We start from the raw sequence: 16,073 nt of genomic DNA, 5'->3' as shown, positions 1-16,073 counted from the left end.
ATTGAAATTATCTCAAAACAATTTTTCTTATCTACTGTATACTGTAATAGCACCAGTTGTTTTGTCTTTTAATTTTAATTCTTTGTTTGTCAGATTCATTATATCACTAGTTGTAGTAATACCATTAATAGTTAGCGTTAAATCATTATGAGATCTCACGTACGTTCCTGTACTTTCAGTAAGGGCACATTCAGATCCATTATAATCTCCGTAAACGGCAGCATTACTCAATCTAAGATCTAAATAATCCATAGGACAGCCACTTTGGTTTGCCGGAGCATCAATTAATACTTCTTGTCCCCCAACAATTGTTCCTGTTTGTCTAAGGTTGTATTTCCCTTGTAGTGGAATAATTGTTTCTCCTTCGTTATCATCGCTGCTGCAAGAAGTTGCAAAAAAACCGATGCTTAATAGTCCTAATAAAAATGCTTTATTTTTCATGGTAGATTTTTTGTTTGATTTGTTATTAATTTTAATACTGCTAAATTAAATGTATAATCCTACAGAAAATTCCATGATTTCAGTTTTATATTACATAAATCGCATTATATTGAATTAATTTTCAACATTATTCAATAAATTCAAGTTGGCTTATTTTACTTTAAATATTGCTGAATTGATGAGTATTCTTGTTTATATTTTTATTTAATCATTTGATAATAATCAATTTACAATAATTTCACATTAGTTTTATTAATTTGATATAAAACTAATTGTTATGAAACTTTTCAATCTAAAATTTCTAGTATCATTCAAAGAATGGCTTTTTTTAAGAGCAATGCAATCTTCTTTCCTACATTAATAAACCGTTTTAAATAAAGGAAGGTACAGATTGAATGAATAAAATTGAAAGCTCATTTTTGAACAAAAACCAATTTGGTGAAGATTTCTTGTGGGGTGTCTCAACCGCCGCTTTCCAAATTGAAGGAGCGCATGATTCTGACGGAAAAGGTTCTTCTATTTGGGATGTTTTTACCTCTCAGAAAGGAAAAATAAAAAACGGACATCATGCCCTTACTGCCTGCGATTTCTACAATACGTATCAGGACGATATTAATCTGATTAACGAATTAAATATTCCGAATTTTAGATTCTCCATCAGCTGGCCGCGAATTATGCCAACTGGAGTTCATCCGATAAATCAGGCGGGAATTGATTACTACAATAAAATTATAGATTCGTTGCTTGCTTCTGGAATCGAGCCCTGGATCACACTTTACCATTGGGACTTGCCACATGCTCTTGAAGTAAAAGGCGGCTGGACCAATCGCGAATCGGTTTCATGGTTTTCAGATTATGTAGAAGTTTGCATACAATATTTTGGTGATCGTGTAAAAAACTGGATGGTAATTAACGAACCTTCCGTTTTTACTGGTGCTGGTTACTTTTTAGGTATTCATGCTCCTGGCAGAAAAGGAATCACAAATTATCTAAAAGCCATGCATCATGTTACTTTGGCAACTGCTGCAGGGGCTAAAATAATTCGGGAACGTATTCCAAATGCTAATATCGGCACTACATTTTCGTGTACTCATATCGAACCTGCAACAGACAGTGCAAAAGATATTGAAGCCGCAAAACGTGTCGACACTTTATTAAACAGAACTTTTATCGAACCTATTTTAGGAATGGGTTATCCGCAAAAAGATCTTTCTGTTTTAAAAAAACTGAACAACTATATTGCGCCAGAAGATTTAGACAATCTCGCTTTCGATTTTGACTTTATAGGTCTGCAATGTTATACTAGAGAAGTTGTAAAATCTTCGATTTTGACACCTTACATTGGTGCTGAATTAGTAAGCGCCGAAAAACGAAATGTGATTTCGACCGATATGGGTTGGGAAGTTTACCCGCCTGCCATGTATCATATTCTTAAAAAATTTAATGAATATGATAACATCAAAAAAATCATTATTACCGAAAATGGAGCGGCTTTTCCAGATATTGTAAAAAACGGAAAAGTACACGATATCAAACGAACGCACTTTATTCAGGATAACTTGGAACAAATTTTAAAGGCCAAAAATGACGGTTTAAATGTCGATGGTTACTTTGTTTGGAGTTTGACAGATAACTTTGAATGGGCTGAAGGATATAATGCAAGATTCGGATTGATTCACGTTGATTTTGAAACACAGAAAAGAACCATTAAAAACTCAGGATTGTGGTTTAAGGATTTCTTATCTTAAAAGATAGTGATCATTTAACCGCAAAGAACGCAAGGTTTTTATTTACAGATACTTTTCATAAACGCAAAGTTCGCAAAGCTTTATCTAAACCTTGCGAACTTTGCGTTTTTCTTTGCGCTCTTTGCGGTTAGAAAAATTACAAACCTATCTTGATTTAACCGCAAAGAACATAAGGTTTTTTATTTACAGATACTTTCATAAACGCAAAGTTCGCAAAGCTTTATCTAAACCTTGCGAACTTTGCGTTTTTCTTTGCGCTCCTTGCGGTTAGAAAAAATCTTTTATTGAAATCTATACTTATAGCTCTGTTTTAAGATTCCAATGTGTATTTTGCCGTTATTTTTCAAGTGAGAAGTTAACATAATATATCTTTCTTCCGGATACTTTATCTCGTAACTAAACGTGGTGTCTTTAGCTTTAATCTGCAGCTGATGTTTTCCTTCCTCTTTTATTGATAGTTCTATTGTCTGATAGGTCGGTAATGCTTCTGTAGCTTTCAAATTAATATCCTGAATCTTTTCTTTATCCAGAAATACTTCCAACTTTAAATTGTCGAGTTTCATATCGGTTGGTTGTTCAAATGAAACGACATATTTTTCACACCCAAAAGCGCAAAGAACAAGTAATAGAAGTAGAAGCTTTTTCATATTTTATTTATTGACGATCGAAATCAAAATTTGATTTATAAATATAAATAATTTATTAGAATTTGGCTACGAAAGAAAAGCAAGATTTACTAAAAAAAGAAAAAAATATTTGAAGAAAAAAAAGTGTAAAAAAGTATAAAAAAAATCGCTATTTCCTTGATTTTTATTAGGTTTAACGGATATTTTTTCTTATCTTTATAGTGTAAATAACAGTAAATATATGCCGAAAAACACATTTTTTAAAAGCCTAAATTATTCTTCAAAAAGTCATTCTTTTTACAACTTCATGCATTTTAATTTTCAAAATGCTTTTCAATTTCATTTAGAAATTTTTCCAATTAATCTTTTTTCTGCACAAAATACAAACAAGCAGAAGACACCAGGGCGACCGCTCCAATTGCAATCGTAATTATTTTGCGAGGATATATTTTCTGAGCTATTTTTTTAGAAAGTAAATCTTTGAAATTAAACAAAAGATTGGCCTTTTTAGGAACATCTTTCGTCTCTTCATTTTCATTATTCACCAAAACACTTTTTTCTATGCCATTAATTTCTATTTCAGTCGTTTTTTCTTTACCAACAACTTCAATTGGTTTTGTTTCTTCAATTCTGCACTTTTCATTAAACTTCTTAAAAGGGCGCGGTTGAAAATCGACAATCACGGCTGCCAGATTTATAGCATCAATATTTGATGGATCGGTTTCTCCTTTAAAGAAAGTTTCAATCGGTCTGAACTTATCTTTTTGTTCCTTAAACTTATTCTTTTTAGAATGATCAAAATCTAAGCACAGTAAATTTTTAAAGACATTTAGATCGTCTTGCGTTGGGTTGTTTTCGAAAATAAGCCAGCACAAATCGCGAAGTTTTCCGCGGGAAGGATTGTAGAGATAATCAAAATGCTCTCCTTCTTTTTCTATCTCGTATTTATTTTTAATCGCTTTTTTATATGCTTCCAATGAATTGTGCATCTTCTGTCTTTTAGGAATTTCGTTCGAGTCTGTATTTTTATTATTCACCAAAACCTTTATTTATATGCCTTTTATTTCTCTACTATTCAATCTTTACTACACATTCAATTTTTGTTCCAATTCTATAGTATTTCTATATTTTTTTTATGCATAGGCAACCAACTTTTACCCGACTTTTTGCATCTATACTAATAGAGATTTATATGAAATTAAATAACATTTAATACAAAAACAGGCTTGGCATTTTTATTTGATCGGGAATTCCTGGGAATCTCAGGAAAACGCGGGAATTCTAGGAATACCCTATCTACAATAGCTTAGAAACGCCTTTCCTTTGCATCAGAAATTAGTTCAAGTTTTGTCTGCAGACTAAAACAAAAATATAAAACTAGTTCTAATTATCATTGTGGAAAACCGTAAGACCGACTTTATTCGGGAAGTATAAATTACGTCTTACCGTTCTACACAATCACTTCCCTAAAACAATTTGGTATTGCCCAAATTAAGATCTGGATCAAATCCGGACAGCAATACCTATGTCTAATTTCTAAATTAAATCAAAATGAAAAAACTAATACTATTTATCGCTTTTACGATACTATTTACTATATTTTCTTGTACTCCGGATGAGTATGAGACACAACCAACAAAGAAGATAGAAAAACCTGTCGATACTTTGAAAGCTGATGGTCCTGGTGACGATAAAACTCCACCAACAAAACCAGCAGATCCAGATGAATAAAAATGTATTTAGTATGCAATTAATTACTATTTTCGGGGAAAGTAAATTTATATGTTACGGTCCCCGTTTTTTTATTTAATACCGCTACTTTTTCTTTTTTCCTGCAAAGAAAAAAAGACCATAGACCCTAACATCAAATCTTCGAGAAAAGAGGCACTTCGTTTACGAGACAACGCAGATGAAAATTATCAAAAAGAAAATTTCAATAGAGCATTTTACGACTTTAATAAATCAAAGTTACTTTTTGAAACTATAAAAGATAGTGCCAATATTAGTTATGTGCTTATTCAAATGGCAACTATACAACAAGTAAACGGTGACTATTATGGCAGTAAAGAAACTGTAACTGAAGCATTACCTTTTGCCAAAAAAATCAAAGGTCATATAAGCTGTATAAACAATATTTTAGGTATTGCTGATAAGGAACTTTCTCTTTATAATGATGCTATTTTTTATTATAATGAATCTGTTAAAGAATCTGAAAGTTTTGAAGGCAAACAAGCACCTTTGAGTAATATTGCAGCGGTATATATTTATCAAAAAAAATACAATGAAGCAATCATACTGCTGGAATCTATTTTAGATAAAAAATTTTTAAATGACAAATCTAAAGAACGTTCTAAAGCCATAATTAAAGACAATCTAGGTTTTGCCTATTTTAAAAATGGACAAGATGAAAAAGGTTTTCATTTAATGAGTGAAGGACTTAAAATGAGAATTGAAACTAATGATAATTATGGAAGTATTGAAAGTCATCTCCACCTTGCTGATTATTATTCTCAAAAAGACCTTCATAAATCAGACGAAAATGCGCTTGAAGCTTATGCTATTGCCTCTAAATTAAATAGCGTAGATGAAAGATTAGAAGCACTTCAAATTTTAATTTCAAATAATAATAGCGGTCAAAATCATAAATATACACAACAATACTTTAGAATAAATGATAGCATTATTAAGGTTAGAAATAACTTTAAAAACAAATTTGCTAAAATTAAGTATGATTCTAAAAAAGAGAAAGATGAAAACGAACAACTTCGTTTAGAAAAAGCAGAAAACGAATTATCGCTTCAAACCGCCAAATACCTTCGAATTGTTTTCGCTATTGTTTTATTCTTTTTACTGATTTTAATCGCAATTTTAATCCGTTATTACAAAAACAAAAATAAGGCTATCGAATTTAAAAGTTCGTACGACACAGAAACCCGAATTGCTAAAAAAATACACGACGAACTGGCCAATGATGTTTTTCAGGTAATTGCTTTTGCAGAATCTCAGTCATTAGCAAAAGAAAACACCAAAGAGAATCTGCTTCAAAAATTAGATGATATTTATGGTCGTGTGAGAGGAATTTCAAAAGAAAATAATAAAATTGATATTGGTATCGCTTTTACCCAAAATATCAAGGAAATGCTTTCTGCTTATCATACCGGCGAAAGAAATATTATTGCCACTAATTTGGAAAGTGTGAACTGGGAAACGGTTGATGACATTAAAAAAATCACCATTGGTCGCGTTTTACAAGAATTAATGGTGAATATGAAAAAACACAGTAAGGCTAATCTTGTTGTAATCAAATTTGAAAACGATCCAAAATCAATCTATATAAACTACACGGATAACGGAATTGGCTGCGAAAAAACAAAAATCTCAAAGAATGGTCTTCAGAATATGGAAAATCGAATTCAGGCTGTTAAAGGAATCATCGAATTTGAAACAGAACCCAATAACGGATTTAAAGCGAGAATCGTAATTCCTAAATAAAACAAATTACAGTTCTTTGATTAGCAATAAATAAAAAAAGCCTTTCAGGATTTTACTCCCGAAAGGCTTTTTTTCTACAAATTAATTGGCAATTTATTTCCATCCGCCGCCCAAGTCTCTGTAAACATGGACTGCAGCATTTAATTGTTCTTTTTTAGTATCTACTAATTCCAGTTTTGCTTCTAATGCATCTCGTTGCGTCATCAAAACTTCGAAATAATCCACTCTTGCCGATTTAAACAAATCGTTAGAAACATCAATAGAAGTATTTAAGGCATCAACTTGTTTAGACTTTAGATCATATCCTTTTTGAAGATTCTCAATTTTAGACAATTGATTTGAAACTTCTAGATAAGCATTTAAAACCGTACGATCGTAATTGTACAACGCTTGAATTTGTCTTGCGTTCGCACTTGCAAACTCCGCTTTGATCGCATTTCTGTTAATCAAAGGCGCAACAAGATCTCCAGCTAATGAATACAACAACGATTCTGGCATTGTAAACAAATAAGAAGGTTTAAATGCATTTACACCAATTGCCGCCGTAATATCCAAAGAAGGATAAAACTCTGCACGAGCTACTTTTACATCTAATTTTGCCGCTACTAATTCTAATTCTGCTTGTTTTACATCTGGACGATTCTCTAATAATTGAGATGGAATTCCAGAACTAACCGCTGCTGGTAAAAGACTTAGGAAATTATTGTTATTCGTTCTTTTAATTTCCTGCGGATATCTTCCCAGCAAAAAGTTGATTTTGTTTTCTGTTTCTTTTATTTGCTGTAAAATATCAAACTCCATACTTTGAGAAGTCAGCACTTCAGCTTCAAATTTCTTAACGCCAAGTTCAGTTGCTCTTGCTGCTTGTTTCTGAACTTTTACAATTTCTAAAGCGTTAGTCTGCAATTTGATGGTCTGTTTTACAATATCCAATTGATTGTCTAAAGCTATTAATTCGTAATAAGAATCGGCAACTTCGGCAATAAGGTTTGTAATTACAAAGTTTTTACCTTCAACAGTAGCTAAATATCGGTTTAAAGCTGCTTTTTTAGAATTACGAAGTTTTTTCCAGATATCTACTTCCCAATTTGCATAAGCCGAAATGGTAAAATCTCCTAACGGATCTGGAGTTTCTACGCCAGGTTTAATTTCTGTAGTAGCGTCACCAGCTCCTTGGCTTGTATATCTTCCTACTTTTTCAACTCCTGCTCCTGCACGTAAACCTGCAGTTGGCAATAAAAGCCCTTTTCGAACACGGATATCATTCTTAGCAATTTCAATTTCTTGCAAAGTGATATTTAGTTCCTGATTATTTTTAAGAGCAATATCAATTAAATCGATGAGGTTTTGATCTTTAAAATAATCTTTCCAAGCTAGTGCAGCTGTATTATTGTTCGCATCCTGAGTTTGAGTTGTTTTGCCAAACGAATCAGGAACAGCTGTACTTGTAGTAATTGCTGCCTCAGGCGCAGGGGTTTTACACCCTGCAACTGCCAGACATACAGCTAATGCAATACTATATTGATATAATTTAACTTTATACATGATTGTTGTCAATTTCTTCTGTTAATGGATTTTCTTCTTCATGTTTTACGAGTTTGTATCGTTCTGCTATTTTAGCAAAGATGAAATACAAGCCCGGAATTACAAATACCCCGCAAATGGTTCCGATAAGCATACCTCCTGCCGCCGCAGTACCAATTGTTCTGTTACCAATTTTACCTGGACCAGTAGCAAAAGTAAGTGGTAATAAACCTGCAATAAAGGCAAATGAAGTCATCAAAATTGGACGGAACCTTGCTTTTGCTCCTTCCATTGCAGACTCTAAAACAGATAATCCTGCTGCATGCCTTTGTATCGCAAACTCTACAATCAATACGGCATTTTTACCTAATAATCCGATAAGCATTACCATGGCAACCTGAGCATAAATATTGTTTTCTAATCCAGTTAATTTTAATAAAAGGAAAGCTCCGAAGATACCAGCCGGTAAAGAGAAAATTACAGATAATGGCAGAATAAAACTCTCATATTGAGCTGCTAATACCAAGTAAACGAATCCTAAACAGATTAAGAATACCCAAATAGCCTGATTACCTTGTGCCACCTCATCGGCAGAAATACCTGCCCAGTCAATATCATATCCTCTTGGTAATTTTTCAGCCGCTACTCTCTGAATTACTTTAATTGCTGTTCCTGAACTATATCCCGCAGCTGGAGAACCACTGATCTGCGTTGAGGTATACATGTTATGACGAGTGATTTCTGAAAGTCCATATACTTTTTCTAATTTCATAAAAGCAGAATAAGGAACCATTTCATCACGATCATTTTTCACATACAATTTCAAGATATCATCTGGTTGCGCACGATATTCTGGTGCGGCTTGAACGATTACTTTATAGTTAATACCATATTTAATAAAACTGATTTCGTAGTTACTTCCCACAAGAGTTGACAAACTGTTCATCGCATTTTCGATAGAAACACCTTTTTGTTGTGCCAAATCATTGTCTACTTTCATCATGTATTGAGGAAAACTAGAACTATAGAAACTAAATACGTTTGATAATTCTGGTTGTTTGTTCAATTCAGCAACAAAGTCATTATTTACTTGTTCCATTCTCTTGTAATCAACAGAACCAGTTTTATCCAGCAAACGAAGCTCAAATCCTCCGGCAGCACCATATCCAGGTACAGCAGGCGGTTGGAAGAATTCGATATTAGCACCAGCAATATCTTTACATTTTTCTTCCATATCATGCATGATCTCCACAACAGATTCTTTTCTGTCGCTCCAATCTTTCAGGTTGACCAAACAAGTTCCTGAGTTAGCTCCTGTACCCTCAGAAAGAATCTCATAACCCGCCAAAGAAGAAACAGATTTTACTCCGTCAATACCTTCAGCAATTTTTTGAACTCTTTCAGCGATATTATTTGTTCTTTCTAAAGAAGAACCTGGAGGAGTCTGAATTACAGCATAAAACATTCCCTGATCCTCATTTGGAATAAATCCTGAAGGAACTGAGCTACTGATTAACCATGTTCCAGCACAAAAAACAAGAAGCGCTACAATGGTAACCACTCTTCTGTTCACAATTTTCGCCAACAGATTTTGGTATTTACCTTGTGCTAAATTGAATTTTTCGTTGAAAGCATCAATAAATCTATTTGCAGGTGTTTTCTTTTTAGGTTGACCGTGATTGTTTTTCAACATCATCGCACAAAGTGCCGGTGTCAATGTCAATGCTACAATACCAGAAAGAATAATAGCCGTTGCCATCGTTACAGAGAATTGTCTGTAGAATACCCCAACCGGACCAGACATAAACGCTACCGGAATAAATACTGCCGCCATAAGAAAGGTAATTGCAATAATTGCCCCCGCGATTTCATGCATTGCTTTCTTAGTTGCTTTGAATGGCGACAGATGTTCTTCTTCCATCTTGGCGTGAACGGCCTCGATAACTACAATCGCGTCATCGACGACGACCCCAATTGCTAATACTAAAGCGAATAACGTAATTAAGTTTAACGAAATATCGAAAAATGTCATGAATACAAACGTTCCTACCAACGATACCGGAACCGCAATGGCCGGAATAACAGTAGAACGCCAGTCTCCTAAGAAAAGGAATACTACTAAACCAACAAGAATAAAGGCTTCAACCAAAGTATGGATTACTTTTTCTATAGAAGCGTCAAGGAATTTAGAAACGTCATAAGAAATCTCATAATCCATTCCTTTTGGAAATCTTGTTTTAATTTTTTCCAGTTTAGCTTTTACTTCTTCAATAACCTGATTGGCGTTACTACCAAAAGATTGTTTCAATACGATTGCGGCAGATGGTCTTCCGTTCAAATTAGAATAAATATCATACATTGAACTTCCGAATTCTACTTTGGCAACATCTTTCAATCTTAAAAGCTCTCCGTTTGGATTGGCTTTCACTACAATATTTTCATATTGCTCTTTCGTTGTAAAACGTCCTGAATATTTCAATACATATTCGAAAGCCTGAGAACGTTTACCTGAACTTTCTCCTGTTTTACCTGGAGAAGCTTCCAAACTCTGACTAGATAATGCTTCCATTATTTCATCGGCAGAAATTTTATAAGCCAACATACGATCTGGTTTCAACCAAATACGCATTGCATATTCACGTGTTCCTAAGATGTCTCCAGAACCAATACCATTTACCCTTTTTAATTCTGAAAGTACGTTGATATCAGCGTAATTGTACAAGAATTTCATGTCGGTATTTTTGTCTGTACTATAAAGGTTTACGTACATCAACATACTTGGTACTTCACGAGTAATTTTGATACCTTCACGAATTACTAAAGGCGGAAGTTTATTCGTAACCGAAGCCACACGGTTCTGAACATTAATCGCTGCTTGATTCGGATCGGTTCCTAAATTAAAAACTACTTTGATCGTAGCTTCACCATCGTTTCCGGCATCAGAAGCCATATATTTCATTCCCGGAACTCCATTTAAAGCTCTTTCTAACGGAATTACAACGGCCTTAACCATTAACTCACCATTAGATCCAGGATAATCTGCGGTAACATTCACCATTGGAGGTGAAATGGTAGGGAATTGTGTAATAGGCAAACTCAATACCGACAAAACCCCTAAAAAGACAATAATCAACGATATTACTATCGACAGAACAGGTCTTTGTATAAATTTATTAAACATTTGTATATTTTTTAAATGATTAAAGTATTTTTTGTTTCAAGTTTCAGGTTTCAGGTTCAACGTGGAACTTGAAACTTGAAACTATTAAAAACAAAAAACTTATTCTGCTTTTAAACGTAGATGATTTAAAACCTCTTTTGGAGCTTCGTAATCGAATTTAATTTTGTCATTTTCTTTTACTTTCTGAACTCCTTCTAATAAGATTTTGTCATTTTCTGAAAGACCTGTTTTTATTACATATAAATCAGGAATTTCGCCCGTAATAGTAATTTCTCTAGAACTTACTTTATTGTCTTTACCCACAACAAAAACATATTTCTTATCCTGGATTTCGTAAGTTGCTTTTTGTGGAATTACAATAGCATTTTTAAGCGGAACATTCATTTGAACCTGTCCAGTTTCTCCGTTTCTAAGTAGTTTTCCAGAATTTGGGAATCTTGCTCTAAAAGCGATATTTCCGGTTTCGTTGTTGAATTCACTTTCTATAACTTCAACATTTCCTTTGTCTTTAAAAATATCACCGTTGGCTAAAACTAAAGCCACTTTGTTATCAGCGCGATCTTTGATATTAGTTTCGTATTGAAGATATTCTGGCTCAGAAACATTGAAATAAGCAAACATCTGACTGTTGTCTGAAAGGCTTGTCAACAATTCGCCTTCATCGATTAAACTTCCTAATTTTAAAGGAATACGGTCGATAGTTCCGTCAAACGGAGCCCTGATTTCTGTAAATGACAAATGAAGTTTTGCTAATGAAACCTCTGCTTTTGCAGATTGTAGTTTAGCTTGGGCAACACTCAATTCGTTTTTAGAAACGATATTTTTGTCGGCCAATAATTTAGAGTTTTGCAATTCGATTTCGGCAGATTTTTGTTCTGCCTGTGCCTTCAATAATTCTGCCTGATACATATTTGGCATAATTCTGAACAACAATTGGCCAGCTTTTACATACTGCCCTTCATCAACATAAATATTTTGTAGAAAACCTTTTTCTTGTGCGCGCAACTCGATATTTCGCACAGATTTTATTTGTGAAACATATTCTTTTGTAAATGAAGTATCGATTTTAACGGGATTAGTAACCGTAAATTTTTCAACTTCTTCTTTTTCTTCTTTTTTAGATGTACAGCTCGTTAAGCACACCAAGGCCATTAAGCCTGTGAAAACAATGATTTTTTTCATGATTTAGTTTGGAAATTAAGCGAATGAATGCTTTTTGGAATGAAAATTCCTTTTGGATGTTAAAATGCATCAGTCAGCCTTAGTCCAGACCTTGAAAGTCATATAAGCGGAAGTAGAAAATATACAACAGCAGATACGCAGATCGAAACCCAGGTAACCGATGTATACTTTAAAATCAAATTCTTAATACGCGTTGAGTAATGTATAAAGGATTTGAATGCCCTAAAACAGGCGTAGAAAATTTAAAACGATTAGAATCATTCGTTGCAGACTGATCTGAAAGTGCCAGATACAATTCGTCTACCAAACTATACGAAACAAAATACTTGTTCGTAAGAATAACATCATCACCTCCTAAAAGATCTTCTTCTAGATCAACATCTGCTGCATCTTCTAGAATTGAAGATCCGCGATCCTGATTGGTGAATTTCACTCTGTGTTTTTGCAGATGATGGTGATTATGAGAACCAAAAGTATTGGCATTCAAATATTGGCCTCCGCCGAACAGAAGCATATTCATGAATACTAAAAATACTATTAACTTTCTCATTTCGGTGCGAAAGTAATAAAAGATTGGAACAAAAAAAATAAAATAAGAAAGTCTTAACATTGGCTATCAAACGAAAACGTTTTCATTTTGAAATAAATAAAAACATCCATTTTGAAAATCCCAAACACAATTCAAAAACCTAATAACCAACAGTTTAAAACAAAACTTCCATAATAGTAAATTCTTGTCCGGCTTTGGTAAAAGTTTGTTTTGTATCGTACATACCGAACTTTTCGTAGAATTCTTTTTTTTCTGTTCTGGCATTACACCAAACTTTTCGTAGATTTTTTTCTTTAGCAGATTCAAAAATATACTTTAACAAATTAGATGCAATTCCTTTTCCCTGATAAGAATGTAAAGTGGCCAATTTTCTAAACTGCATTTCATCTTTAGTAATAAAACAAGAAACGATAGCTACTAATTTATCATTTTCGAAAGCACCATAGTGCAAACCAAAATCATCTTCTTTGAGCCGAACAAATTCGAATGGCTGATCCGGCCACATTACTTCATGTCTGATCTGCCAAGTATCTGATGGTTTAATTGCTTTTATTTCCATTTCCTTATTTTATGTTTTTTCAAAAATACTCGATTCGCATTGGAATAAAAAAAAGAGAGCCAACTGACTCCCTTTTCTGTTTATATTTTAACATAATAACCCTCTTCGTTATCACTGTCTATTTTTTCAATTCCGTTTTCTGTTTTTACAGCCACGTTTGTCACGCGAAGCACATCTGCTTTCTCATCAATACTGCAGTTCCAGATCGTTCCATCTGAAAGTATAATTTCTGAAAATAAAGAAGCTGTATTACTTTGATCATTATAAATTAAATCTTCTTTTTTGATCAGTTTTTTTTCTTTTGTTTTTTTATCTATTTCATAAAAAGCAATTTCAGTTTCGGAGATTTCCACAATTTCATCAACATTGGATTGCTCGGTTGTATCGTTTGCGGTGCTTGCCCAAACTGGTTTATTTCCCGATTTTTTCCAAGATCCCAATGCTTGATCCAAAATTTCTTTTCTTAAAAACTCACGCAAGGTATCTACTCTTTTGGCAGCTTCCAGACCAATCTCATTTTCAGGTTTAATTTTCGATGCTAAAGAAAATAAATCAATCGCTTTAACAAAATCGGCTTTTTGGTAATAGGAAACAGCTAATTCGTATTTGGTCTTTTGAAATGCAGTTTTTTGATCATTTTGCCCATAAAACTTAAAAGTCGTTAAAAGAACGATGAGAATAAATGTGTTTTTCATTAATTTGGTATTGTTAGTTTATTTTTACAAACCTACATTTTTTTCAAATAAAAGACTTTACGGTTTTCCACATTTTGTAGTATTTATTACTTATTTTAAAATAAAAAAGCCTCTGTTTTATTAGAAAGAGGCTTTTTAGATGTATTAATTTTGAAGTAATCATTTAAGATGCAGAATATTGTTCTCGGGAGTTGCATCCATAAAGATTCCTCCATCAAGTTCAATCTGTTCTATTTTCTTCGTACTTTTTAAGATAATTTTTGCCGTCTTTGGGCTTTTTTCCCAAATTGCAGGTGTCTGATGAATAGTTGCTTTTGTTTTATCAGCGTATGTAATAATAACATCGAACGGAATTGCAAAACCACCAATATTTTCTACCGTAATTACTTTCTTATCTGCAGAAATTCCTTTAACCGCAATATCTAAATAATTATTAGTAAAGAACCAATTGTTGAAAAACCAGTTGAGGTTTCTTCCTGCTGCGGTATTAAAGGAGTTAAAGTAATCCCACGGAATAGGATGTTTTCCATTCCATGTATCCATGTAATAATGCAACGCTTTTTTAAACAAATCATCTCCCAACATATCTTTTAAAGCAAGATACGAAAGTGATGCTTTTCCGTATGAATTATTTCCGTAACCCGCGCCTGACACCTGAGTAGACATTGTTATAATGGGCTGATCTTGTTCTGTTGATCGATCTGTTATATATTTTTTTACTCTAAAGTCCTTATAGAATTTATCTGCTGCTTCTTTACCATGTTCAGCAATTCCGATTAAATATTCGAAAGTCGTTGCCCAACCTTCATCCATAAACGCATAACGGGTTTCGTTAATTCCCATATAAAAAGGGAAATACGTATGTGCTACTTCATGATCTTGAACTAATTGTGCAAAAACCGGATCCCCCATTTCAGAATCGTTACACATCATTGGATATTCCATATCTGCAAAACCTTGAAAAGCGGTCATTTTAGAAAACGGATATGGAACTCCTGGCCAATTGTTAGAAAACCAATCTAAAGCATATTGATTATTTTTTACCGAATTGACAAAATCTGTTCCTTTGATATCATACGCGGCTTGAACGCTTGCTCTTCGATTAGTTTTTTTGTCTACAATTACACTACTTGCATCCCATAAATAATGATCGCTTAAGCCAAAACAAACATCTGAAATATTTTTAGCTTCAAATTTCCAAACGTTCCAATCGTATTGTTTAGTTACAATGCCGCTTTTCATTTCTTGTTCGTTGGCAATATGCAGAATTTCATCAGTTGCATATGATTTTTTTAATCTAGATGCAAAATCAGGCTGCAAAACCTCATCTGGATTCAATAAATCTCCAGTCGCATAAACCACATAATCTTTTGGTGCTTTTACAGAGAAAACATAATCATTAAAATCATTATAAAACTCCTGACGATCCGTATGAGGTAGCTTGTCCCATCCGTTATAATCATCATAGACTGAAACTCTAGGATAACTGTATGCTACAAAAAATGTAGTTTCGTCAATTTGCCCTTCTCTTCCACTTTCTTTCGACAAAGGATAATTCCATTGAATATTCAAAATAGTTTTAGAATGTGGAAGAATTGCCTTTTTTAATTTTACAGTTCCCACCGTCCCCCATTTTCTGGCATCTTCTTTATAAACTTCATTTTCTATTTTGAAAGAAGTAATGGTCAATCCGTCGCTTAAGAAATCGTCGTTTACTTCACTTCCTCGTGGCGAAGATGGCTTATGAAGATTGTTTACAAAACGAATAGCCAAACTTTTTAAGGTATCATTACTATTGTTTTCATAGATAATGGTTTCGGTTCCCGTTACCAATCTGGTTTTAGGATCAACAGCAATTTCCATGTTGTATTTCCCATGATTCTGCCAGTAGTTTTTTCCCGGTTTTCCGTCTTTAGAACGAGTTTCATTTGCGTAAGCTTCTTTTATATTTCTTGGCATATAAAGCTCCTGTGCAAAAATATTTTGAGTAAAAAGAACAAATGCGAGTACTGCAAATTGCAATATTTTCTTTTTCATAAGTAGTTCTTAGGTATTTTTAAAATTAATTTTTGGTA

Annotated in this window: 13 protein-coding genes; 3 read left to right on the top strand and 10 right to left on the bottom strand. The window is 33.4% G+C overall.

The window, feature by feature from the left end; translation table 11 throughout:
• Positions 1-27 precede the first annotated feature (27 nt).
• Complete coding sequence (locus K6T82_RS01130; protein WP_223704182.1) at positions 28-441, bottom strand: lipocalin-like domain-containing protein; 414 nt, start codon at positions 439-441, stop codon at positions 28-30.
• Positions 442-836: 395 nt separating this feature from the next.
• On the opposite strand from K6T82_RS01130, the gene K6T82_RS01125 reads away from it, so the two are divergent.
• The gene (locus K6T82_RS01125) at positions 837-2,189 is read left to right on the top strand and encodes a GH1 family beta-glucosidase (protein ID WP_223704181.1); all 1,353 of its coding nucleotides are present in this window, start codon (positions 837-839) and stop codon (positions 2,187-2,189) included.
• Between the two features lie 281 nt (positions 2,190-2,470).
• Here K6T82_RS01125 and K6T82_RS01120 read toward each other — a convergent pair whose 3' ends face one another.
• Positions 2,471-2,836: a hypothetical protein gene (locus tag K6T82_RS01120; RefSeq protein ID WP_223704180.1), complete on the bottom strand. Its 366-nt coding sequence runs from the start codon at positions 2,834-2,836 to the stop codon at positions 2,471-2,473.
• A 338-nt stretch (positions 2,837-3,174) separates the two neighbouring features.
• A complete protein-coding gene (locus tag K6T82_RS01115) occupies positions 3,175-3,804 on the bottom strand; it encodes a hypothetical protein (protein WP_223704179.1) in 630 nt (209 codons plus the stop codon).
• 562 nt (positions 3,805-4,366) lie between these two features.
• Here K6T82_RS01115 and K6T82_RS01110 point away from each other — a divergent pair.
• Complete coding sequence (locus tag K6T82_RS01110; RefSeq protein WP_223704178.1) at positions 4,367-4,546, top strand: hypothetical protein; 180 nt, start codon at positions 4,367-4,369, stop codon at positions 4,544-4,546.
• Positions 4,547-4,837: 291 nt separating this feature from the next.
• Positions 4,838-6,307, top strand: coding sequence for an ATP-binding protein (locus K6T82_RS01105; protein ID WP_338083342.1), 1,470 nt, complete (start codon positions 4,838-4,840; stop codon positions 6,305-6,307).
• A 93-nt stretch (positions 6,308-6,400) separates the two neighbouring features.
• On the opposite strand, the gene K6T82_RS01100 is transcribed toward K6T82_RS01105, so the two are convergent.
• The 7 genes from K6T82_RS01100 to K6T82_RS01070 all read right to left on the bottom strand — a co-directional run bounded on the left by K6T82_RS01100 (position 6,401) and on the right by K6T82_RS01070 (position 16,035).
• The gene (locus K6T82_RS01100; protein WP_223704176.1) at positions 6,401-7,852 is read right to left on the bottom strand and encodes a TolC family protein; all 1,452 of its coding nucleotides are present in this window, start codon (positions 7,850-7,852) and stop codon (positions 6,401-6,403) included.
• A complete protein-coding gene (locus K6T82_RS01095) occupies positions 7,845-11,012 on the bottom strand; it encodes an efflux RND transporter permease subunit (protein WP_223704175.1) in 3,168 nt (1,055 codons plus the stop codon). Before K6T82_RS01095 ends, K6T82_RS01100 begins: the two co-directional genes overlap by 8 nt.
• Before the next feature lie 99 nt (positions 11,013-11,111).
• Complete coding sequence (locus tag K6T82_RS01090) at positions 11,112-12,194, bottom strand: efflux RND transporter periplasmic adaptor subunit (protein WP_223704174.1); 1,083 nt, start codon at positions 12,192-12,194, stop codon at positions 11,112-11,114.
• A gap of 175 nt (positions 12,195-12,369) precedes the next feature.
• Complete coding sequence (locus K6T82_RS01085; RefSeq protein WP_223704173.1) at positions 12,370-12,744, bottom strand: hypothetical protein; 375 nt, start codon at positions 12,742-12,744, stop codon at positions 12,370-12,372.
• Positions 12,745-12,898: 154 nt separating this feature from the next.
• Positions 12,899-13,303: a GNAT family N-acetyltransferase gene (locus K6T82_RS01080; RefSeq protein WP_223704172.1), complete on the bottom strand. Its 405-nt coding sequence runs from the start codon at positions 13,301-13,303 to the stop codon at positions 12,899-12,901.
• 80 nt (positions 13,304-13,383) lie between these two features.
• Positions 13,384-13,998 (bottom strand): tetratricopeptide repeat protein, encoded by a 615-nt coding sequence (locus K6T82_RS01075; RefSeq protein WP_223704171.1) that lies wholly within the window; start codon positions 13,996-13,998, stop codon positions 13,384-13,386.
• A 159-nt stretch (positions 13,999-14,157) separates the two neighbouring features.
• Positions 14,158-16,035: a M1 family metallopeptidase gene (locus K6T82_RS01070; protein WP_223704170.1), complete on the bottom strand. Its 1,878-nt coding sequence runs from the start codon at positions 16,033-16,035 to the stop codon at positions 14,158-14,160.
• Positions 16,036-16,073: the final 38 nt, after the last annotated feature.

It is taken from the genome of Flavobacterium potami (genome assembly GCF_020026915.1).
In the GTDB taxonomy this organism is placed as follows: Bacteria; Bacteroidota; Bacteroidia; order Flavobacteriales; family Flavobacteriaceae; genus Flavobacterium; species Flavobacterium potami.
This window is presented reverse-complemented; position numbering and strand designations above follow the sequence as displayed.

Coding starts and splice junctions, on each gene's coding strand:
- K6T82_RS01130 (WP_223704182.1), bottom strand. CDS start 441: ATGAAAAATAAAGCATTTTTATTAGGACTATTAAGCATCGGTTTTTTT.
- K6T82_RS01125 (WP_223704181.1), top strand. CDS start 837: ATGAATAAAATTGAAAGCTCATTTTTGAACAAAAACCAATTTGGTGAA.
- K6T82_RS01120 (WP_223704180.1), bottom strand. CDS start 2,836: ATGAAAAAGCTTCTACTTCTATTACTTGTTCTTTGCGCTTTTGGGTGT.
- K6T82_RS01115 (WP_223704179.1), bottom strand. CDS start 3,804: ATGCACAATTCATTGGAAGCATATAAAAAAGCGATTAAAAATAAATAC.
- K6T82_RS01110 (WP_223704178.1), top strand. CDS start 4,367: ATGAAAAAACTAATACTATTTATCGCTTTTACGATACTATTTACTATA.
- K6T82_RS01105 (WP_338083342.1), top strand. CDS start 4,838: ATGGCAACTATACAACAAGTAAACGGTGACTATTATGGCAGTAAAGAA.
- K6T82_RS01100 (WP_223704176.1), bottom strand. CDS start 7,852: ATGTATAAAGTTAAATTATATCAATATAGTATTGCATTAGCTGTATGT.
- K6T82_RS01095 (WP_223704175.1), bottom strand. CDS start 11,012: ATGTTTAATAAATTTATACAAAGACCTGTTCTGTCGATAGTAATATCG.
- K6T82_RS01090 (WP_223704174.1), bottom strand. CDS start 12,194: ATGAAAAAAATCATTGTTTTCACAGGCTTAATGGCCTTGGTGTGCTTA.
- K6T82_RS01085 (WP_223704173.1), bottom strand. CDS start 12,744: ATGAGAAAGTTAATAGTATTTTTAGTATTCATGAATATGCTTCTGTTC.
- K6T82_RS01080 (WP_223704172.1), bottom strand. CDS start 13,303: ATGGAAATAAAAGCAATTAAACCATCAGATACTTGGCAGATCAGACAT.
- K6T82_RS01075 (WP_223704171.1), bottom strand. CDS start 13,998: ATGAAAAACACATTTATTCTCATCGTTCTTTTAACGACTTTTAAGTTT.
- K6T82_RS01070 (WP_223704170.1), bottom strand. CDS start 16,035: ATGAAAAAGAAAATATTGCAATTTGCAGTACTCGCATTTGTTCTTTTT.